The sequence below is a fragment of the Acinetobacter sp. AG3 genome, from assembly GCF_022343575.1.
Lineage (GTDB): Bacteria > Pseudomonadota > Gammaproteobacteria > Pseudomonadales > Moraxellaceae > Acinetobacter > Acinetobacter guillouiae.
Genome location: NZ_JAKQZD010000001.1, coordinates 1,948,943 through 1,969,741, shown reverse-complemented (window position 1 = coordinate 1,969,741; position 20,799 = coordinate 1,948,943). Strand labels below are relative to the sequence as shown.

Sequence of the window (20,799 nt, the reverse complement as noted above, 5' to 3'; positions counted from 1 at the left end):
ATCAGCTTCCCAATTGTGTAATGCGTTGTGAAGCAACTTGGCGCGCAAGTTGATCTGTCTGCAAAATCGTGTCAATCGAATCTGCCAAACCATTTTGAACGTGATTTAAGGTATGTTCAACCACTTGTGAAATTTGTAAAAATGCAATTTTTTGCTGTAAAAAAGCACTCACAGCAATTTCATTGGCAGCATTGAGAATAGACGGTGCCAATCCGCCCGCCTGCATAGCATGCCGAGCCAGTTTAAGCGATGGAAAACGCGTAATATCTGGTGCTTGAAAGTCGAGTTGTGAATGGACAAATAAATCCAGAGGCGGGACATGTGTTTGAATCCGCTCAGGCCATGCAAGTGCATGCGCAATCGGCGTACACATATCAGGATTACCCATTTGAGCCAAAGTTGAACCATCCACATATTGAACCATTGAATGAATGATACTTTGTGGATGAACAACAACTGTAACAAATTGTTCTTTAATTGAAAATAAATGACATGCTTCGATCAATTCTAAACCTTTATTCATCAGGGTTGCAGAATCTACCGAGATTTTTTGTCCCATCGACCAATTTGGATGTTTACAGGCTTGTGCAGGTGTTACGGTTTTTAATTGTTCTAAACTAAAGTTTAAAAATGGGCCGCCTGAAGCAGTCAACAAAACTTGCTTGACCCCCAATTGAGGCTCACCATTGGGTTGAATCTGTAAATAATTTTGCGGAAGACATTGGAAAATAGCATTATGTTCAGAGTCGACAGGCAGTAACAAAGCATGATGATCTTTAGCTGCTTGAAGCATAATATCGCCAGACATCACCAAGGCTTCTTTATTGGCAAGTAAAACGCGCTTACCTGCTTTCACTGCGGCTAAAGTCGGCAACAATCCTGCTGCACCAACAATTGCTGCCATCACCACATCTACATCAGGATGTTCCGATACGGTGATAAGCCCTGCCTCATCTGTAAGGATTTCGATATCAAAAATATGATGTATAGCAAGTAGCTGTTGTAACTCATCTACTTTATCCGATGGTACAACAACACATTTCGGTCGATATTGTTTGCATATTTCACTGAGTTCTTTGATTCGACTAAATCCAGTCACTGCAAAAACTGAATACTGGTCCGAATGCTGTTGTAAAATTTTTAAAGTACTGCGCCCAATAGAACCTGTAACACCTAATATACAAACAGATTGTGACATCTATAAATCTACACCAATAAGTTTTAAAACATACATGCCAGCCGCAAAAAACGGAGCCGCAGCAAGCAATGAATCTATACGATCAAGCACCCCACCATGTCCTGGAAGGATACGACCTGAGTCTTTAATTCCTGCACGACGTTTGATCATAGATTCAAACAAGTCGCCAAGCACAGAGCTAAACACAGTCACAATAGACAAAACTAGGAAAAGAATATGTTGTGGAAGCGTTAAATGTAGGTAAATCGATTGAACCACGATGATCACAATCGCAACAGTGACAATCCCACCAATTAAGCCTTCGATTGATTTGTTTGGACTCACATCTGGCGCAAGTTTACGCTTACCAAATTTACGCCCAACAAAATATGCACCACTGTCCGCGCCCCAAACCAACAGGAACAGGTACATCAACCACCAAGGAGAGCTTTTCCAAACTTCAAAAATAGCGGTAACTGCGGCACTGATTAAAACCAAGCCAACAATATTTAAAGTGATATTGTACCAGCCATCATATTCAGGATAATGTTTTACCCAATACAGACTACACAACCAAGTGAGAATAGAGGCACTCCAAAGAATAAGCGCCAAATCATTAAAATATAATGCTAACCCTGAAAAAAAAGCGGTCAATACACCGAATCCAGCAGCTTTAATTTTCTTCACATGGTCAGATTCATGTGGCATGAGTTTAAACCACTCATAACCTGCTGCCCCAGCTGCGATAATCATTAACACTAACATTGGATATTGAGATTTTGTTGCAAACATACAACTCAGTACAACTGCCACCAATACCAATGCGGTTATAATCCGCTCTAACATTATAAATTCTCTATATGTTCTTGTTGAATTTGTTCAGAGGTTTTTCCGAAACGTCTTTCACGCCCTGAAAAAATATTGAACGCATGATCCAACTCTTGCACTGTAAATTCTGGCCATAATGTCTCAGTAAAATATAACTCAGCGTATGCAGCCTGCCACAGTAAGAAATTAGACAGTCGGTAATCACCGCCTGTACGAATCAATAAATCCACGGGTGGCAAATCCCCCAAACTTATTTGTTGTGCAAATAACTCAGTATTGATTTGATTCACATCAATTTGTTGATCTTTAACCTGTTGCGCAAGTTTACGTGCAGTATCTGCGATATCCCACATACCACCATAACTAATCGCAATTGTTAAAGTCATGTTACTGAACTTAGCAGTCCTTTGTTCAGCATGCAACATTAATTCACGTAGCTCTGGAGAAAGCCGACTACGATCACCAATAAATCTCAACGAAATTTCGAATTTTTCCATCCGTGGAATTTGTTCATGAATTGTGTCTTCTAACAATTTCATTAACAAATCAACTTCATACTGCGGTCGGTTCCAGTTTTCACTTGAGAAAGCAAACACAGTAAGCGCCTGAACGCCAACTTTACGGCAATGCTCTACAATCGGATCAAGGACATTTTTACCTTCACGGTGTCCATCACCTTTTTGCAGTTGTTTCTTTTTTGCAAAACGATTGTTGCCATCCATGATGATGGCAACATGTTTTGGAAGATGGTTGTCTTCAGATGTGGTCATTTAAATCTTAGACCTTCATCAATTCAGCTTCTTTCGCAGCAAGACGTTTGTCCACTTCAGCAACAAATTTATCGGTAATTTTTTGGATATCATCGCCTGCACGACGTTCATCATCTTCAGAAATTTCTTTATCTTTTAATAATGATTTGATATCGCCTAAAACATCACGACGAATGTTACGAATCGCAACTTTGGCATTTTCTGCTTCGTTACGTGCAACTTTCTGCATATCTTTACGAGTTTCTTCTGTCAAAGCTGCCATTGGCACACGAATCGCATCAGCAGTTACTGGGTTTAAGCCCAAATCTGATTCACGGATTGCTTTATCAATTGCAGAAACCATTGAACGTTCAAATGGTTGAACTAACAAAGTACGTGAATCTTCAACACCCACGTTAGCCACTTGGTTTAACGGCACGTCAGAACCATAGTAAGGAACCATAACTCCATTTAGGATGGATGGATGCGCACGACCTGTACGAACCTTTGCAAAACCATGTTCCAAAGACTCCAATGACTTATTCATACGGTCTTCTGCGTCTTTTTTAAGATCGTTAATCATATGATCTTCCTTACTTATTTATCTAAATGTGTATGGGGTCTAATGACATTTCATAAACAGGCGAAGTGTCAATACACCCTAATCTAAAATTGCAGTAGTATAAAGAGCTTTACTACCCACGTACATTAGTTTGTAACGTGAGTGCCCTCTTTTTCGCCCATTACCACAGAAAGCAAAGCACCAGACTTGTTCATATCAAATACTTGAAGTGGCACATTGTGATCGCGGCATAAGCAAATTGCAGTTAAATCCATGACACCAAGTTTCTCATCTAAAACTTCATCAAAGCTTAAATGGTCATATTTAACAGCATCATCATATTTGCTTGGGTCTTTATTGTAGACACCATCAACTTTAGTGGCTTTTAAAATAAGGTTTGCTTCAATTTCAATACCACGTAAGCATGCTGCTGTATCCGTTGTAAAGAACGGATTACCTGTTCCAGCAACAAATACGCACACTTCACCTTGAGTTAAGTGGCGAATTGCATCACGGCTTGAATATGCTTCAACTACTGCACCAATTGGCAATGCTGACATTAAACGGGTTTTGATATTACGGCGAACCAAAGCATCACGTAATGCCAAACCATTCATTACCGTAGCAAGCATACCCATTTGATCACCCGTTACACGGCCAACCAAACCATCTTTTTGTAATTGACTACCACGGTATAAGTTACCACCACCAACCACAATACCCACTTGCACACCCAAACCAACCAAGTGAGCAATAGATAAAGACATTTGATCTAAGACTTGGGCATCAATCCCCATGTCTTTATTACCCGCAAGCGCTTCACCCGAAAGTTTCAGCAAAATTCGCTCATAGCGCGGCTTTTTAGAATCTAACATCACAAAACTCCAATACTTATATCTACAATTTTATTCGTATTTAATCAAATCGAAATCGGCAACACTTAAGCTGATTTAACGCGAATCAACTTGGCAAACAAATCGTATTCATCTGCATCTGTAATTTCAACTTCAAGTAAATCACCAGCTTTAATCACTGACTTATCAATATCTTCAACAAAAACATTACCATCAATCTCAGGTGCATCTGCATAAGAGCGTGCAACTGCGACTGGGAATTCTTCTTCAAGATCATCCACTAAAACCGTCATGGTTTGACCAATACGACTTTGCAGTTTTTTAGCAGAAATCGCTTGTTGAACTTCCATAAAACGTTCATAGCGTTGTTGCTTAATTTCTTCAGGAACATGATCAGGCAAATCGTTGGCTGTTGCGCCTTCTACAGGTGAGTAGGTAAAGCAACCTACACGATCAAGTTTCGCCTCTTGTAACCAGTCCAATAACATTTGAAAATCTTCTTCAGTTTCACCAGGGAAACCCACGACAAATGTTGAACGAATAACCAATTCAGGACATTTTTCACGCCATAATTTTAGACGTTCCAAGGTGTTTTCACTATGAGCTGGTCGCTTCATCAATTTTAAGATGCGCGGACTGGCGTGTTGAAAAGGAATGTCTAAATACGGAAGAATTTTACCCTGTGCCATTAAGTCAATCACAGCATCAACATGTGGATATGGATAAACATAATGTAATCGCACCCAAATCCCTAACTGACCAAGCGCTTCGCACATGTCATAGAATTTGGTTTTAACAGGCTGACCATTCCAGAAATCAAGCTTATATTTGGTATCTACACCATAAGCGGAGGTGTCTTGAGAAATCACCAAGACTTCTTTTACACCCGCTTTTTTTAACGCCTGTGCTTCATTTAATACTGAGCCAACAGAACGTGACACAAGATCACCACGCATGCTTGGAATAATGCAGAATGTGCAACGATGGTTACAGCCTTCTGATATTTTTAAATAAGCATAATGTTTAGGTGTTAAACGAATACCTTGTTCAGGTACAAGATCTACAAAAGGATTGTGTTTCGGTGGTTCTGGAACATACTGATGGACAGCTTCCATCACATCTTGATACGCCGCAGCACCTGTCACTTTTAAGACATTTGGATGCATCTGGCGAATTTTATCTTCATCTTTACCCAAACAGCCTGTGACGATCACACGACCATTGGCGCTCATGGCTTCACCAATTGCGTCTAAAGACTCTTGTACTGCAGATTCAATAAAACCACAGGTGTTCACAACAACTAAATCAGCACCTTCATAATCTGATGCAACATCATAACCTTCAGTCTTTAACTGCGTTAAAATGCGTTCAGAATCTACCAATGCCTTAGGACAACCTAAAGATACAAAACCGACTTTGGGGGACTTCATGAATCTGCGCTCCACTATAATCCGCGTATTGTATGACTTTTCAAGAGATAAAAACAGGTGGAAACTGCACTCTTTGTATAATGCACCAAAATACATCCAATCAAATAATTAAATTACTACAATGCACCATTTTGGAACAATATAATGATAGCGTAATATGAATGCTGGTTTTTACACGTGAATAAAGCGCAGTAAATGCGCAATTTTTATCATTCATGTAAGAAAACTGCGCAGTATATAAAAGTTGGCGTGCATCTTGCTTTATATCAGGACGATTTAACCGATTCAATCACCCATGTTCGGGAAAATAGAAAACGAGGTGCAGATGCCATTGCGCTATTTAAAGACAGGAAAGCTCTGCTAATGGATCAATACCCAACAATTGATTATAGATTGCTTGTGGATAATTTAACCACTGCAATTCTTTTGGTCGATTGTAATTTAAATATTTTTTATCTTAATTCATCATGCGAAGCATTGTTTGATATTAGCTTGCTTCGTGCGGCAGGTCAGCCAGTGATTAATATTCTACATGCACCAAATGATAGCTTTAATACCTTGGAAGCATTAAACAACTCAATAAAAACAGGTCAAGCCTATACACGCCGTGAAGCGATTATCAATGTTAACTTTAAAGACATGCATGTTGATTATTCCGTATCGCAGCTAAATACAGGAAGACCCTATCACCCATTACTATTAATTGAATTAAATCCGATTGATCGGATGCTTAAAATTTCTAAAGAAGAAAACCTGATTCAACAACACCAAGTTGCACGACAACTGATTCGAGGTGTTGCACATGAAATCAAAAACCCATTAGGTGGAATTCGTGGCGCAACTCAACTGCTTGCTCGTAGTTTAAATGATCCACAGTACGCAGAGTTCACCGATATTATTATCAGTGAAGTCGATCGTTTAAGAAACCTTGCTGACACTATGCTGGGTTCACGTCAACTCCCAAGCTACGAATTGGTCAACGTACATGAACCGCTTGAACGTGTTCGCTCATTAATTGTAAATCAGACCAAGAAGAAAATTAAAATCACACGAGACTATGACCTTTCATTGCCTGATGTCAAAGCGGATCGCGATCAACTGATTCAAGTGATGCTCAACATCAGTGTCAATGCAGTACAGGCGATGACTGAGAATCGTGAGTTTTTTATTGATCATCAACCTGAACTGATGTTGCGTACACGCATCCAACGTTTAGTGACGATTAATGGCGTACTGAATAAATCAGCCATTCGTATTGATATTGAAGACAATGGCCCTGGTGTTCCTGAAGAAATTTTAGAATCCGTGTTTTATCCACTTGTGACTGGTCGTGCCAAAGGAACAGGTCTTGGCTTAAGCATCGCACAAAATATCATGCATCAACACAACGGAATGATTGAATGCCAATCCGTTCCTGGAAAAACAGTATTTAGCTTATATCTACCTTGGGAGTCTAACCATGTCGCATAATAAAATTTGGGTGATCGATGACGACCGTGCTATGCGTTGGGTCTTGGAAAAAACATTTAAAGAAGAAGGCTTCGATGTCACCAGTTTTGAAGAAGCACAATCTGCTTTAGATCAACTTCCAAGCAATGCGCCAGATGTCATTCTCACTGATATTCGTATGCCCGGCATTGATGGTTTAACCTTCCTAGGAAAAGTCAAAGGAAGTTATCCTGATCTGCCTGTGATTATTATGACAGCACATTCAGATTTAGAATCTGCAGTATCGAGTTATCAAACAGGTGCTTTTGAATATCTACCAAAACCGTTTGATATTGATGAAGCACTTGCGTTGGTAAATCGTGCGATTTTGCATATCAACAAACTGCAACAACAAGAATCGGCCAAAGTTACCCCGATTCAATCTACGGAAATTATTGGTGAATCCCCTGCAATGCAGGAAGTTTTCCGCGCCATTGGACGTCTATCTCAATCGCATATTACTGTATTGATCAACGGTGAATCTGGAACAGGTAAAGAGTTAGTTGCACACGCTTTACATCGCCACTCACCAAGAAGCAGTAAACCATTTATTGCGTTAAACATGGCCGCTATTCCAAAAGATTTGATTGAAACTGAATTATTTGGCCATGAAAAAGGTGCATTTACTGGTGCCAATACTCAACGCCAAGGCCGTTTTGAACAAGCCAATGGCGGAACCTTATTCTTAGATGAAATTGGTGATATGCCTTTTGAAACCCAAACACGCCTACTTCGTGTTTTGGCAGATGGTGAGTTCTATCGTGTTGGTGGTCATATTCCAGTTCGTGTTGATGTTCGTATCGTGGCAGCAACACATCAAGATTTAGAAAAATTGGTCAATGATGGCCGTTTCCGTGAAGACTTATATCATCGTCTAAATGTCATTCGTATTCACATTCCTAAACTTGCGCATCGTTCTGAAGATATTCCGATGTTGGCGCAACACTTCTTGGCACGCGCGGGTAAAGAACTCGGAGTTAGTCCGAAAATTTTACGCCCAGAAACGCAAGAGTATATTCAAAAACTGCCTTGGCCAGGCAATGTACGTCAACTCGAGAATACCTGCCGCTGGTTAACTGTAATGATCACAGGGCGTGAAGTTTATCCAGAAGATTTGCCGTCTGAATTAAAACAAATTCCAATCAACAAATCTGATGATCAGGGTCAAGCGCAAGCTGGTATTGATCGTATTGCATTACATCATTGGGATGAGTTACTGGCGCAATGGGCAATTCAAAAGCTTAAAAATGGTGAAATGAAAATTTTAGACATTGCCACCCCAATGTTTGAACGTACTTTGATCATCGCAGCACTTCAACAAACCCGTGGTCGTAAACGTCATGCTGCTGAACTTTTAGGTTGGGGGCGTAATACTTTAACCCGCAAACTCAAAGAATTAGGTATGGATTCTGCTGAAGATGATGAAGAGGAAGACAAAACTGTCTTAGCTGAATAATAAGCAACTCATAAATATAAAGTTTACTCCAACCATATTTCGTAAGAATATGGTTGTTTTTTATTGGCTCATAGTGAAAAATAGCCTCGTGAAATTTAAACTTTATCGTCTAGGGTAAAAATGAAGAAAACTGTTGTTGTAATTAGCTTACTCTCTATTTTTAGTGTTGCTTGCTCTAAAAATAAACCGCATGACAGTTCTGAACATCAAGCAGAAGCCCCAGCGGTTAAAAAAGCACATAAAGCAGCCAATTCAGATGATTGTTTTAAGTTAGAACCCAACAAACAGTTTACCCTTAACAACAATGAAGAAACACAAATACAGATTGTTCCTACAACCTTCAACAATCAGAATGCAATAGCAATCGTTAGACAAGGCGCAGGTGTGCGTACAGATTATATCTACGATTTAACTGGCCGCACCATGCTTGCAAACTTGGACTATGGTATTGCTGCGCTCGGATCAAATCCAAATGATGTGCTGGTAAAAACCACCTATCAAGCCCCGCTTCCAACATTCCCATCCAATCTTAAACCACAGCAAAAATTCCAAATGACGTATAACGCAGTCATTGAATCGCAAATGGATAACAATGATAAGTCTGAAAATAATAAGACGATTGACCTAGTATTTGTAGGATTTGAAGATCTGACTTTAATTGACAATGATGACAATACCTTAAAGTTTGATAATGCATGTCATTTCATTTCTCAAATCGGAGATGAAACATTGGATGAATGGTATGCTGAAGGATATGGGCAAATTAAATACATTAAAAAGAAACAGAATGGCGACGTAAAAAGTAGCGAAGCAATTGGCGATGACCCACAGCCTTAATTTAAATCAGCCAGTCAACATCTATTGACTGGCTTTTGTCATTTTTATATTCGATTTTACTTTAAAAAGCCTGATACCAAATTCATGACATTTTGAATATCACCATTGGCTTCAGTGTGATCTGTTGCATCACCTTGTGGTGTGAGTGAATCAATAATTTGCGGTAATACTGTAGAGATTGCACCATATACTTCATTGGTCGGAACATTGGCTTGTTGAGCAACTTGTTCAACTTGCTGACCACCAAATAAACTCTGGATTTGCTCTACATTTACAGCACCATTTCCTTGTGACGGATCGACCCAACTTTGAACCTGCCCACCTAAGCCTGCGCCTTGCAATTTAGCTAAAGCACCTTGTAGACCACCATTTTGTTGAATCCAACCCAAGACCAATGGCACAACTGCAATCAATAAAGAAGAGGCATTAAAACCACCCGCTTGCGGTGCTTGTTGTTGTTGTCCACCTGTCAAACCACCTAAAACTGAACCAAGCACGCCACCCAATCCACCTTGTGATTGTTGCTGCTGCCCACCCAAGCCACCGAGTACTGAACCAAGTACCCCGCCCAATCCACCACCTAGCCCGCCTTGTGATTGTTGTTGTCCGCCAAGTGCTTGTTTTGCCAGAATTTCCACAATATTGGTTAAATCTGTCATGCGTTTTCCTTTTTTAAGTTTTATGAGACAAGTACAGCATACTTGGCTTTATCCTATTCACCAAAATTGGAATTGTTAAATTTTGCAATAGCTTAAGACTGGTTTATAACCAAAATAAAATCACTACCAACGAAATTTATTCCAGTTTTCTGGATTAGCCCAAAACTTAGAATTAAACCAATCTGGTACATGCTTATAGGTCAAAATATTAAACTGCCAAAGTGCAAAATCATTTTGATGTAAAGTTTTATCAATAAGTTGGGTAAAACCTAGCGATCTGAGTAACTGCTCATCTTTTAGCTGACATGCCACGACAATTCGTTTTGCCAATAAATCACGCAACTTGACCAATAACTGGGATTTTTGTAAATCGGTGATCCCAGACATTTCATCTGTATCTAAAAGTACAAATCCTAAATCATATCGTTGCGTAAAAGGCAGACTTAAAAACTCAGATACGTTAAAATAGGACCATTGAATTGAATAATTTGTAGGGTATTGCGCCAAATTTTGCCCAATACACAATGCAGTTTGAATTGGCTGTTCTTGCGATAAATCGTCTAGCATTGAAGTGATGACATTTTGCTCAGCCATAACTGCACCTTTTTTGAAGCGAGTAATTAAACATGGAACTACAAGGCATTTGCCATAAAATGCATGCAGGTCTTAAAGACCTTAGTGTAACTGATCAACAAACACATAAGGCAAATGTTGAATATAAATTTATATTAGATCGCTCAGAAACCGAGCTACCATTTAGTTTAGGCCAGGAAATTGAGATTGAAGCGACAGGAAATATTTATTGTGTTTCTTGTGGAGCAAAAACACCAAAGTCTTATTCGCAAGGCCACTGCTTTAAATGCATGAAAACCAAGGCGTCTTGCGACATGTGTATCATGAAGCCTGAAACTTGCCATTATCATTTAGGTACTTGCCGTGAAGATGATTTTGCTCATGATGTTTGCTTTCAACCGCATATTGTCTATCTAGCAAATTCAAGTGCTTTAAAAGTGGGGATTACCCGTCTAGGTCAAATGCCAACACGCTGGTTAGACCAAGGGGCGACCCAAGCATTGCCTATTTTAAAAGTCGGTTCGCGCCGTCTTTCAGGTCAACTTGAAGTCATGTTTGGTACACAGGTTGCAGATAAAACGGATTGGCGAAAACTACTTAAGGGTGAAGCTGAACCGATTGATCTGATTGAAATTCGTAATGAATTGGTTCAAGAGTTTTCCCCAAAGATTCAAAGCATTCGCGATGAGTTTGCGCAAAATCTTGAGTTTAATGAAACGGTTGAATTGTTAGAAAATGAATTACCCCGTGAATTTATCTACCCTGTCGATATTTATCCTGAAAAAGTTAAATCACACAATTTAGATAAAACTCCAATCATTCGCGGCAAGCTACAAGGAATCAAAGGTCAATATCTGATTATGGATACGGGTGTTATCAATATTCGTAAATATACAGGTTATGAACTTAAAGTTCGGGCGGAATAATTTTCACACTCAAACCCAGAAATTGATTTATACATACTCCTCTTTATCTTAGATTTAGAGGAGTTTTTATTGGTCAAAGGTTTTCTAAACTGATTACAAAGTATTCCAGCAGCTCGATAAGCAAACGGATATTTACTTAATCGGTTGTTAGCGTTAAAAATCAAGCTGTTAAAATTGCTAAAATCGCCTGAACCGGATCTTCACTATTTCCAGCCAAAAGTTGCTTGTGCATGGTAATCAATTGCATCACCTGAATTTGTGCAGTTTCAATATTCATTAATTTTTCAATTTGATTGGCCAAATTTTCTGCTGTAGCATCTTGTTGGATAAGCTCTTGAATCACTTTTTTTCCCGCAATAATATTCGGCAATGAATAATACGGAATTTTCACTAAAAATTTAGCAATCACATAGGTTAACCAATTCAACTTATAAAAAGTCACCATTGGACGATGCAACAATAATGCTTCAAGTGTCGCTGTCCCCGATGCCAAAGCTACAATATTGGCAGCATTCATGACCTGACGACCAATTTTTGATTCTTTATCGGTATTTTCTAGTAAATGAATTTTTGCGACCAAGTCACTTGGATAATGCTTTAATAATTCCTGAATTTGTTGTTTGCGTAAATCATTAATGGCAGGAATCAGGAACTGATAATCTGGATATTTTTGATAAAGAATTTTTGCTGCATCCAAAACCAACGGTCCAAGTCGTTCAATCTCACCACGCCGACTTCCTGGTAACAAGGCAATATGCTTTTGACTGATATCTAAGCCAAGCTCTTGCTTTGCATCCAAAATTGGATTTTGTAATGGCAATTGACTTGCCAGTGGATGCCCAACAAAGGCTGCTGGTACGTCATATCGTTGATAAAAGCCTTTTTCAAAAGGAAATAGACAAAGCACTAAATCTATACTGGCTTTGATACCATGGACCCGTCCTTGTCGCCAAGCCCATACAGATGGACTGACATATTGCACCGTTTTAATCGGCAAGTTTTTCTGTTTTATTGTTTTTGAAAGGCGTAAGTTAAAGTCTGGCGCATCAATACCGATAAAAACATCTACAGGATTGGCAGTCCATTTCTCGACGAGACCATCACGTACAGCAAATAATTTTTTTAAATCTTTAAGCACTTCAACAATCCCCATTACAGATAAAATATCCATTGAATAAAAACTGTTAAATCCTTCTGCAATCATTTGAGGACCACCAATCCCCTCAAATTCAGCATCAATACCCTGTTCACGAAAACGACGAATAAGTTTTGCGCCTAAAGTATCCCCTGATACCTCACCTACGACAATTCCAATTTTAAGCTTTCGATTTTGCAAGATATTCTTCCTGATCAGCACTATAACTGCATGATAGCATATTCATCAGATTTAATTGTGAATAGTCAAAACAGGATACTGCTATGGCAAATAGGTGAATTTATAAAACAATTCATCTAATTTTCTATCGTTATTTTATTTTCTATTTATATTTTCAATTGCACGACGCTTGTAAGCACTTCTTACAAACAATAAACTAAGCGATAATTATTATCATTTAAGATAAACAATGTTGAATTCTCTCCCACACAGTTTTAAGTTCTCTATTCTTAGTTTAGCGGTACTCAGTGCTCAGCAAAGTTTTGCTGAAAATATTGAAAATCTACCCACGATTTCAGTTCAAGCCACAGCGGATCAAACTGAATTAAGCTCTGAACAATCAAAATCTTATATCGTTAAAAAATCAGCAAGTGCGGCCAAGCTGAATATTCCTGTCAAAGAAACACCACAAACAGTGAATGTAGTGACACGTCAGCAATTAAATGATTTTGCGCTCAATAGTGCACGTGAGGCTTTAAGTAATACTCCCGGTATTACTGTCAGCAATCAGGAAACCGAACGTTCAACCTACACCGCTCGTGGTTTTGAAATCTCAAATATTTTAACTGATGGCGTCGGCTTCCCTTCTAGCAGCTACAATTATAATAATACCAATCCTGATACATATTTTTATGATCGTATTGACGTGATTAAAGGTGCAGATGCTTTAACCAATGCTTTTGGTGATCCAAGCGCAACAATCGATTATATCCGTAAACGCCCTACCCAAGAATTTCAAGCCAACGCTGGACTAAGTTATGGCTCTTGGAATACCCAACGCTATGAAGCAGATGTTTCAGGAGCACTCAACAAAGAAGGTAGCATCCGCGGACGTTTGATGGGTTATGAGCAAACTGGGGATTCTTATCTAGATCGTTATTCATCTGAGAAAAATGGATTTTCTGGCATCATTGATGCGGATTTAAGTGATAGCACGTTATTGACTGTCGGTTATAGCCAACAACAGAACAAACCTAATGCAAATAATTGGGGTGCCTTACCACTTCTCGGTGCAGATGGGAAACAACTTTCCTATGAGCGTAATTATAATCCCAATCCAGATTGGGCATATTGGGATAATAAGTCACAAAATGCTTTTGCTGAGTTAAAGCAAAAAATTAATGATAAGTGGACAGCAAAGCTGAGTTATAACTACACCCAAACTGACCACAACAGCAACTTACTCTATTATTATGGTTATCCTGATCAAAATGGAGCGGGTGTAGCCCTTACCGCTTGGGGTGGAAAAGAAAATCTAAAAAGTCATTTTGCCGACTTAAATCTACAAGGCTCATATTCATTATTTGGCCGTGAACACGAAGCGACGCTAGGTTATAGTTATCTACAAAATAAACAGTATGATCAACAAACCTCAGGCACAATTAATGACAGCAAAATCAATAATAATAAGACCACTGACTGGGCAAGCTGGACACCTCAATCAGTCACTTGGTCAGCGTTTAGTGATGCGGCAAACTATACACAAAAGCTCAATTCTGTATATGCGGCAACACGACTACACTTAAACGATGATTTAAAACTTTTACTCGGTTTAAATTATGTTCAAGCTAAAAGTGAAGGTGAAAGTTACGGTTCATCAATGGCCTATGACGAAAACAAAGTATCTCCTTATGCTGGCATTACCTATAACTTTAACCCTGAATACACAGGTTATCTAAGCTATACCTCTATTTTCCGCCCACAATCTGGATTGGGTACTGATAATAAAGCACTCAAACCAGTTGAAGGTGAAAGCTATGAGGCAGGTATTAAAAGTTCATGGCTAGATGACAAACTCACTGGAACTTTGGCGGTGTTTCGCACAGAACAAAGTAATTACCCTTTACGTAACTCTGATGGAAACCCTCTCAATCGAAAAGTTGAAACCAGTGACTTACGCTCTCAAGGGGTAGAAGTTGGACTGGCTGGACAATTAACAGATCATTTGAATCTGGCATTTGGCTATAGCCAATTTAGCTTAAAAGATTTAAAAAATGGTGGAGAGGCACGTACTTACAACCCCAACCAAACCATTAATCTTTTAACCACCTATACCATTCCAGCTATACCTAAACTGAAAATTGGCGCAGCCTTACAATGGCAAGATGCAACCAAGCTGTATGACTCTACTGTAAAGAGTACAATTACCCAAGATGCTTATGCTTTAGTGAATTTGATGACCAGCTATGAGTTGAATAAGCATATTTCGCTTCAAGCAAATGCAAACAATGTAACAGACAAAAAATATTTATATAGCTTTCCAGATGGTCAGGCATTTTATGGCCCATCTACAAACTATAATGTTGCAGTGAAATTTAAATACTAATCTGAATTCGCCTTAATCTTTTAGGATTAAGGCGTTTTCAATTGCAAGAAAGTGATCGTTATGCAGATTGTGCTCTACCCTTTATCAGTGCTCTATCGTTTTATACTGGCTTTTGGTATGGGCTATGTGTGCAGTTATTTAGTATCCTTAACTTTAATTGATGTGTTTTATCCTTATTTTGCCAAAGCTGAATCTATTTATTTGGCGGCATTTAGCGCACTTATTTTTTACATTATTTTTGTGATTCTAAGCTTTTGTATACATTCTTTAAAGAAACTTACGCTGATCAGCCTAGCGTTGGCCGCTACTTTTTTCCTATTTTCCAAGTTTATAGGTTAACTCATGCATAAATCTGTTCGTCAATCTATGGCATGGTTACACTCTTGGATCGGGCTTACTTTCGGCTGGCTGTTATTTGCAATTTTTTTGACAGGTTCTGCAACATATTATCGCCATGAAATTAGTATGTGGATGCAACCACAATTCGCAAGTATGCAAATCAAACAGGAATCCGCTATACAGTCTGCGTTTGCTTATTTGCAAAAAAATGCGCCAGATGCAAAAAGTTGGTATATCGGCGTTGCAAATCAGAATACCCCTGCAAATAAAGTTTATTGGCAAAAAGCCGATGGTGGTTATGAAAGTAAAACTTTAGATGCCAATACAGGTAAAGAATTGAGTCTTTCTGCCACACAAGGCGGTGATTTCTTCTATGGGTTTCATTACCAACTTTATGGAATGCCTTATTCTATTGGACGTTTGATTGTCACCTTTGCAGCGTTAATTATGTTTATAGCCTTGATTTCAGGCATTATTACCCATAAAAAGATATTTACCGATTTCTTTACCTTAAGAGCATTTAAAGGTCAGCGTTCATATTTAGATTTTCATAATGTAAGTTCGGTAATCGCATTGCCCTTTTTCTTAACCATTACATTTACCGGCTTAGCGATCTTTTTCTATCTGCTTTTCCCCGCAGGGATGAAAAAAGCCTATCCAGATAATCCATATCAGTATTTTGATGAAATTCGTCATGTTTCAACTGCAAACAAGGCTCAACAAGCACAGCCGAAGAATATGTTATCTATTCAACATTTCCTGCAACAAACCCAACAGCAATGGGGAAAAACTTATATTGATAACATAACCGTAGATCAACCCAATACACAGCTTGCCAAGCTCACGATTACTGCCTTAGAAGATCATTCGATTACACGTAATCAAGCACAACTTAGCTTTAATGGCGCTACTGGTGCTTTAATTGGGAATACTCGTAATAACAGTGCAATTGCAACATTAAATGCCAGTATGTATGGGCTGCATATGGCGAATTTCGCCCAACCTTTATTACGTTTAGGCTTGTTTTTCTCTGGTCTTCTTGGCTGTGCAATGATTGCTTCGGGCTTATTGCTCTGGAGTTTAAAACGACAATTACAAAAGAAAAATGATCATTTTCACTTTGGGCATTATCTGGTCAATCGACTCAATACCACGATGATTATTGGTTTACCCATTGCGATGTTGGGTTATTTATATGCCAATCGTTTTGTGCAACTTCAAGCAGATACACCGAATTATGAAGTCTATACATTTTTCACTTTATGGTTATTCAGTTTTATTATTGCGCTCTGCACAAAACAACAATATCTCTGGAAAACTCAGCTCAAGTTGCTGATTGCTATGACATTAGCTTTGCCTATTTTAAATGTCTATTATCTGATTTCTAATCAATATATTCATTCATTACAGGATTATTGGTTATTTTTACGTGTGGACTTAATGATCTGGTTATTTGCCATTTTAGCGATTTTTTTACATCAAAGAATCACACCGATTCAAAACAAAGCTGTGGCGAAGATCAAGAAAAAGCTGGAACAAAAACAAGCGCAGGAGTCTGTGTCATGATATTGACCTTAGCATTCCTCCTGATCCTGATTGCCAGTTATAGCTTATATTTGATCAGCTCAAAGCAGATCACCAAGACTCAGAAAAGTAAATTTTCTGTTTTAGTACAACATGTGAAACTGGTAAAAGTTATCGCGTTTGCGTTGATCATCTCAGCTTTATTTTTATTCAGTGTAAATTATGGCAATAGCATCTCTTTTGTGGCCTTATGTATACTGAGTAGCCCAATACTGTTTGGATTGATACTCTTTGTAAATGATTTAAAACCAAAAATAAAAAAGTAGACATCTAGCGTTTGAACACAGCTCTAGACTCAATTAAATTTAAGTTTAGATAATTTTCAGCATAATCGTGCTCATTCCTATCAAAAAATGGAAGCTTATCGCTTCCATTTTCAACAGTTAAACATTAAATTCAATATGTTTTCCTGTTGGAAGCTCTACATCAATGCGAAGCTTCCCTCCCATTGCTTCAACATATTTCTTTATCGTTGAAATTTTAAGATCATGACCACGATTTTCAATTGCTGAAAGTGAAGGCTGCTTGATTCCAAGTATCTCAGCTAATTCTTTTTGCGAAATCTCTAATTCTTCTCGAATAAGATGCAGCTGCGTTTGTAAACGTAGTTCATCAGCCATTTTTTGAATTCGGTCTTGACTCTCTGGAGAGCGACCAGCCAATAGTTCCTGTAAGGTTTTAGCCATTAGATTGATCTCCTAGGGTTGAAAGATGAAGTTCGTATTGCTGTTCTGCAATATCTAACATCTCTTTATAAAAACGCTTTTTACCGCCCTTATTACCAATACAAAGCACAACAGCCTGTCGTAATGGATCAAATATAAAAAAGGCTCTTAGTGGTTTACCTCTATGCTGAACACGTAATTCTTTCATGTTCATGAATTTCGAGTCATTTACGGTATCAACTAAAGGGCGACCTAAACTTGGCCCCAGCTGTTGTAGAACGACCAATGCAGCTAAGACTTTTTCCTGTGTTGAATCATCTTGCTGTTCAAGCCATTCATTAAACAAATCCGTTGTAATGACTGTCCATATGCGAAACCTAGAAATATAGACTGTAATCTATATTTTAATATAGTACTTATAGAAAGGCAAAGTTTCTTTTAAGAATTGAACGCTCATGTAAAAAACATTCGAGCAGTGTTGTTACTTTCTCATGATTGTTATTTTCTACCGTTTAAAAGTATATTGATAAAGTGTTAGAAGATTAATGTGCAATTTACGATTAGATTGTCAAAGTACAATAATTTTTTAATTATCTTTGGCTATACTATAAATCGTTTTTATTCGATATAAATAACTGGTGTAATTTCCACGAAAACTATACAATCTACATTACCCCACTATTCTCCCAATTTCTGCTGAATTTGCCTTAAAATAATTTAAGCTGTTCAGGTTGTAACTTCATTTCAATATTTTACAATTTAATCAATCTATAAAATTTCCACGAGGATTTTATGTTGCTGCAATGGTTTGAAAAGTTAGTAGATCCATATCCGTCGAAAGGTTTAAACGAACCATTACCCACCAAGTTCTTTCCATTTGTTTGGCAAGCTGCGACTGGTGTTAAGCGTTATTTATTGATTTTAATATTATTCACTGCTGCAACAGCAAGTTTTGAAGCTTTATTTTTTTCACAAATCGGACATTTAGTCGATTGGTTGACACAGTCAAAACCTCAAGACTTTTTAGTAAATCATCGTGAAAATTTGATCTTTTTAAGCTGTATTCTGTTGGCAAATATCTTTTTTGCCAGTATGCAATCCATTATCAGACATCAGATTTTATACAGTAGTTTTCCAATGCGTTTGCGTTGGAGATTTCATAATTTAATGCTACGCCAAGGCTTAGACTTCTTCCATAATGACTTTGCTGGACGTTTATCTGCCAAAGTCATGCAGACTGCGCTAGCGGTACGTGAGTTTTGGGTGATTTTGGGCGACATGGTGACTTATGTTGTCATCTATTTCATTACCATCAGTATCGTGTTGGGATCAATTTCTCCTATTCTATTGATTCCACTTTTATTATGGTTGGCGTTGTTTGTCAGTGCGGCATTATATTACATTCCAAGATTAGGACGAATTTCCAAAGAACAAGCCGATGCGCGTGCGGTGATGACTGGACGTGTAACAGATGCCTATACCAACATTCAGACAGTAAAACTTTTTGCACATGCAGGCCGTGAAAGCCAGTATGCAAAAGAGTCAATGAAAGAGTTTATGCGTACAGTGTTCAAACAAATGCGTTTAGGCACTGCATATGAACTTTGCATCAATTTGCTGACAGCCGTTTTATTCTTTGGGGTTTTAGGTACTGCCGTTTGGTTATGGTTACAGGGTCAAGCAGCGATTGGTGTGATTGCAGCAACAACAGCCATGATTCTTAAACTCAATAGTATGGCTGAGTTTATGATGTGGCAAACCTCTGCCCTATTTGAAAATGTCGGCACAATTCAAGATGGTATGCAAACTTTAGGTCGTCAGATCAATATCCAAGACAAAGAAGATGCCAAACCACTTGTTGTGACTCAAGGTAATATTAAATTTAGCGATGTCACATTTGCTTATAATAGCAAAAAAGTCATTGATCACTTTAATTTAAACATTCAACCGGGTGAAAAAATTGGTATTGTGGGACGTTCAGGCGCTGGAAAATCCACATTAATTCAATTACTTTTACATTTTTACACCATCAATAATGGAAAAATTACCATTGATGGTCAAAATATTGAAGAAGTCACTCAAGACAGCTTAAGAAAAAATATTGCGCTTGTGACCCAAGATACTTCTTTATTACATCGTACAGTTGCGGAAAATATCAAATATGGTCGCCCTGATGCGACTGATGAAGAAATGTATGAAGCAGTAAGAAAAGCCAAAGCAGATGAGTTTATTCCGCAACTTTCAGATTTAAGAGGCCGTACTGGCTATGATGCTTATGTTGGTGAGCGTGGAGTAAAACTTTCGGGTGGTCAACGTCAACGTATTGCCATTGCGCGTGTATTTTTAAAAGATGCGCCTATTTTAATCTTGGATGAAGCAACCAGTGCTTTAGACTCCGAGGTTGAAGCTGCAATTCAATCAAGCTTAGATGAGTTAATGCAAAATAAAACTGTAATCGCGATTGCTCACCGTCTTTCAACCATTGCACAAATGGATCGTTTGATTGTGTTAGATCAAGGTCAAATTGCAGAACAAGGTACTCACGAGGAACTGATCGCACAAAATGGTATTTATGCACATTTATGGCATAGACAGACTGGTGGTTTTTTAGTTGAACCTGAACCAAAAGCCACAGAAGATGAAGATTCAACAGTCAGCACTTCGTAAATAAAGTGTTTAAATAGCCAAATTATAAAAAACCACGTTAAAAATAGCGTGGTTTTTTATTATATAGTCAACCAGTCAAAAACTCAGACTCAAGAATATAATTTTTCATAATTAATATTTTAAATTAAATCAATTATATGTAAAAAATTATTTGATTATAAAAAGTTAGCAATACCACACTTTACTTTTAAAATTTTAATCGCATTGCGTAGGCTATCCCTCATCTTATACTGCAAATAGCACTCTTGCGCTTTCCGCTTACTTATCCAAATAAAACAACAACTCTTCCTTATAAATCAATAAT

General features: G+C 38.2%; 19 protein-coding genes. 8 read left to right on the top strand and 11 right to left on the bottom strand.

The genetic code is table 11. The features are described 5' to 3' along the window. Position 1 precedes the first annotated feature (1 nt). The 6 genes from ispC to rimO form a co-directional block, all read right to left on the bottom strand. Positions 2–1,198, bottom strand: coding sequence for a 1-deoxy-D-xylulose-5-phosphate reductoisomerase (gene ispC, locus L3V46_RS09105; RefSeq protein ID WP_034613919.1), 1,197 nt, complete (start codon positions 1,196–1,198; stop codon positions 2–4). Continuing rightward, positions 1,199–2,023 carry a phosphatidate cytidylyltransferase gene (locus tag L3V46_RS09100; protein WP_004719733.1) on the bottom strand — a complete coding sequence of 275 codons (825 nt, stop codon included), beginning with the start codon at positions 2,021–2,023 and terminating at the stop codon, positions 1,199–1,201. Beyond that, positions 2,023–2,775, bottom strand: coding sequence for a polyprenyl diphosphate synthase (gene uppS / locus L3V46_RS09095; RefSeq protein ID WP_004719730.1), 753 nt, complete (start codon positions 2,773–2,775; stop codon positions 2,023–2,025). The genes L3V46_RS09100 and uppS overlap by 1 nt, the downstream gene beginning before the upstream one ends. Before the next feature lie 7 nt (positions 2,776–2,782). After that, a complete protein-coding gene (gene frr, locus L3V46_RS09090) occupies positions 2,783–3,337 on the bottom strand; it encodes a ribosome recycling factor (RefSeq protein ID WP_004719727.1) in 555 nt (184 codons plus the stop codon). 125 nt (positions 3,338–3,462) lie between these two features. Next, the gene (gene pyrH, locus L3V46_RS09085) at positions 3,463–4,191 is read right to left on the bottom strand and encodes a UMP kinase (RefSeq protein WP_004719725.1); all 729 of its coding nucleotides are present in this window, start codon (positions 4,189–4,191) and stop codon (positions 3,463–3,465) included. A 65-nt stretch (positions 4,192–4,256) separates the two neighbouring features. After that, positions 4,257–5,600, bottom strand: a complete 1,344-nt coding sequence (gene rimO / locus L3V46_RS09080; protein WP_239045480.1) for a 30S ribosomal protein S12 methylthiotransferase RimO — start codon at positions 5,598–5,600, stop codon at positions 4,257–4,259. A 363-nt stretch (positions 5,601–5,963) separates the two neighbouring features. Here rimO and glnL point away from each other — a divergent pair, with 363 nt between their 5' ends. The 3 genes from glnL (at position 5,964) to L3V46_RS09065 (ending at position 9,381) form a co-directional block, all read left to right on the top strand. Further along, a complete protein-coding gene (gene glnL / locus L3V46_RS09075; protein ID WP_034613940.1) occupies positions 5,964–7,070 on the top strand; it encodes a nitrogen regulation protein NR(II) in 1,107 nt (368 codons plus the stop codon). Continuing rightward, a complete protein-coding gene (glnG, locus tag L3V46_RS09070) occupies positions 7,060–8,544 on the top strand; it encodes a nitrogen regulation protein NR(I) (RefSeq protein WP_004822147.1) in 1,485 nt (494 codons plus the stop codon). The genes glnL and glnG overlap by 11 nt, the downstream gene beginning before the upstream one ends. A gap of 120 nt (positions 8,545–8,664) precedes the next feature. Further along, positions 8,665–9,381, top strand: a complete 717-nt coding sequence (locus L3V46_RS09065; RefSeq protein WP_004822149.1) for a hypothetical protein — start codon at positions 8,665–8,667, stop codon at positions 9,379–9,381. A gap of 56 nt (positions 9,382–9,437) precedes the next feature. On the opposite strand, the gene L3V46_RS09060 is transcribed toward L3V46_RS09065, so the two are convergent. Then, positions 9,438–10,040 (bottom strand): YidB family protein, encoded by a 603-nt coding sequence (locus L3V46_RS09060; RefSeq protein WP_004719714.1) that lies wholly within the window; start codon positions 10,038–10,040, stop codon positions 9,438–9,440. A gap of 123 nt (positions 10,041–10,163) precedes the next feature. Then, positions 10,164–10,634: a DUF6231 family protein gene (locus L3V46_RS09055; RefSeq protein WP_004822152.1), complete on the bottom strand. Its 471-nt coding sequence runs from the start codon at positions 10,632–10,634 to the stop codon at positions 10,164–10,166. Positions 10,635–10,666: 32 nt separating this feature from the next. Between L3V46_RS09055 and L3V46_RS09050 the strand changes: the two genes are divergently transcribed. Then, positions 10,667–11,539 carry a DUF2797 domain-containing protein gene (locus tag L3V46_RS09050; protein WP_239045479.1) on the top strand — a complete coding sequence of 291 codons (873 nt, stop codon included), beginning with the start codon at positions 10,667–10,669 and terminating at the stop codon, positions 11,537–11,539. A 160-nt stretch (positions 11,540–11,699) separates the two neighbouring features. Here the strand turns inward: L3V46_RS09050 and lpxB are convergent, their stop codons facing one another. After that, positions 11,700–12,875, bottom strand: a complete 1,176-nt coding sequence (gene lpxB / locus L3V46_RS09045) for a lipid-A-disaccharide synthase (protein WP_239045478.1) — start codon at positions 12,873–12,875, stop codon at positions 11,700–11,702. Between the two features lie 229 nt (positions 12,876–13,104). Here lpxB and L3V46_RS09040 point away from each other — a divergent pair, with 229 nt between their 5' ends. Genes L3V46_RS09040 through L3V46_RS09030 form a run of 3 tightly spaced genes read left to right on the top strand, consistent with a single transcriptional unit; the run spans position 13,105 to position 17,145 of the window. Beyond that, positions 13,105–15,240 (top strand): TonB-dependent siderophore receptor, encoded by a 2,136-nt coding sequence (locus tag L3V46_RS09040; protein ID WP_239045477.1) that lies wholly within the window; start codon positions 13,105–13,107, stop codon positions 15,238–15,240. A gap of 60 nt (positions 15,241–15,300) precedes the next feature. Then, a complete protein-coding gene (locus L3V46_RS09035; protein ID WP_239045476.1) occupies positions 15,301–15,579 on the top strand; it encodes a hypothetical protein in 279 nt (92 codons plus the stop codon). A gap of 3 nt (positions 15,580–15,582) precedes the next feature. Continuing rightward, positions 15,583–17,145, top strand: a complete 1,563-nt coding sequence (locus L3V46_RS09030; RefSeq protein ID WP_239045475.1) for a PepSY-associated TM helix domain-containing protein — start codon at positions 15,583–15,585, stop codon at positions 17,143–17,145. 401 nt (positions 17,146–17,546) lie between these two features. Here L3V46_RS09030 and L3V46_RS09025 read toward each other — a convergent pair whose 3' ends face one another. Together L3V46_RS09025 and L3V46_RS09020 are read right to left on the bottom strand one after the other, a co-directional pair. Next, complete coding sequence (locus L3V46_RS09025) at positions 17,547–17,849, bottom strand: helix-turn-helix domain-containing protein (RefSeq protein ID WP_004719697.1); 303 nt, start codon at positions 17,847–17,849, stop codon at positions 17,547–17,549. Continuing rightward, positions 17,842–18,198 (bottom strand): type II toxin-antitoxin system RelE/ParE family toxin, encoded by a 357-nt coding sequence (locus L3V46_RS09020; protein WP_239046766.1) that lies wholly within the window; start codon positions 18,196–18,198, stop codon positions 17,842–17,844. The genes L3V46_RS09025 and L3V46_RS09020 overlap by 8 nt, the downstream gene beginning before the upstream one ends. A gap of 425 nt (positions 18,199–18,623) precedes the next feature. Here L3V46_RS09020 and L3V46_RS09015 point away from each other — a divergent pair, with 425 nt between their 5' ends. Then, complete coding sequence (locus L3V46_RS09015; RefSeq protein WP_167321166.1) at positions 18,624–20,495, top strand: ABC transporter ATP-binding protein; 1,872 nt, start codon at positions 18,624–18,626, stop codon at positions 20,493–20,495. Positions 20,496–20,799: the final 304 nt, after the last annotated feature.

Coding starts and splice junctions, on each gene's coding strand:
- L3V46_RS09060 (WP_004719714.1), bottom strand. CDS start 10,040: ATGACAGATTTAACCAATATTGTGGAAATTCTGGCAAAACAAGCACTT.
- uppS (WP_004719730.1), bottom strand. CDS start 2,775: ATGACCACATCTGAAGACAACCATCTTCCAAAACATGTTGCCATCATC.
- glnL (WP_034613940.1), top strand. CDS start 5,964: ATGGATCAATACCCAACAATTGATTATAGATTGCTTGTGGATAATTTA.
- L3V46_RS09065 (WP_004822149.1), top strand. CDS start 8,665: ATGAAGAAAACTGTTGTTGTAATTAGCTTACTCTCTATTTTTAGTGTT.
- L3V46_RS09050 (WP_239045479.1), top strand. CDS start 10,667: ATGGAACTACAAGGCATTTGCCATAAAATGCATGCAGGTCTTAAAGAC.
- ispC (WP_034613919.1), bottom strand. CDS start 1,198: ATGTCACAATCTGTTTGTATATTAGGTGTTACAGGTTCTATTGGGCGC.
- pyrH (WP_004719725.1), bottom strand. CDS start 4,191: ATGTTAGATTCTAAAAAGCCGCGCTATGAGCGAATTTTGCTGAAACTT.
- L3V46_RS09030 (WP_239045475.1), top strand. CDS start 15,583: ATGCATAAATCTGTTCGTCAATCTATGGCATGGTTACACTCTTGGATC.
- L3V46_RS09040 (WP_239045477.1), top strand. CDS start 13,105: ATGTTGAATTCTCTCCCACACAGTTTTAAGTTCTCTATTCTTAGTTTA.
- L3V46_RS09025 (WP_004719697.1), bottom strand. CDS start 17,849: ATGGCTAAAACCTTACAGGAACTATTGGCTGGTCGCTCTCCAGAGAGT.
- frr (WP_004719727.1), bottom strand. CDS start 3,337: ATGATTAACGATCTTAAAAAAGACGCAGAAGACCGTATGAATAAGTCA.
- glnG (WP_004822147.1), top strand. CDS start 7,060: ATGTCGCATAATAAAATTTGGGTGATCGATGACGACCGTGCTATGCGT.
- L3V46_RS09035 (WP_239045476.1), top strand. CDS start 15,301: ATGCAGATTGTGCTCTACCCTTTATCAGTGCTCTATCGTTTTATACTG.
- L3V46_RS09055 (WP_004822152.1), bottom strand. CDS start 10,634: ATGGCTGAGCAAAATGTCATCACTTCAATGCTAGACGATTTATCGCAA.
- rimO (WP_239045480.1), bottom strand. CDS start 5,600: ATGAAGTCCCCCAAAGTCGGTTTTGTATCTTTAGGTTGTCCTAAGGCA.
- L3V46_RS09100 (WP_004719733.1), bottom strand. CDS start 2,023: ATGTTAGAGCGGATTATAACCGCATTGGTATTGGTGGCAGTTGTACTG.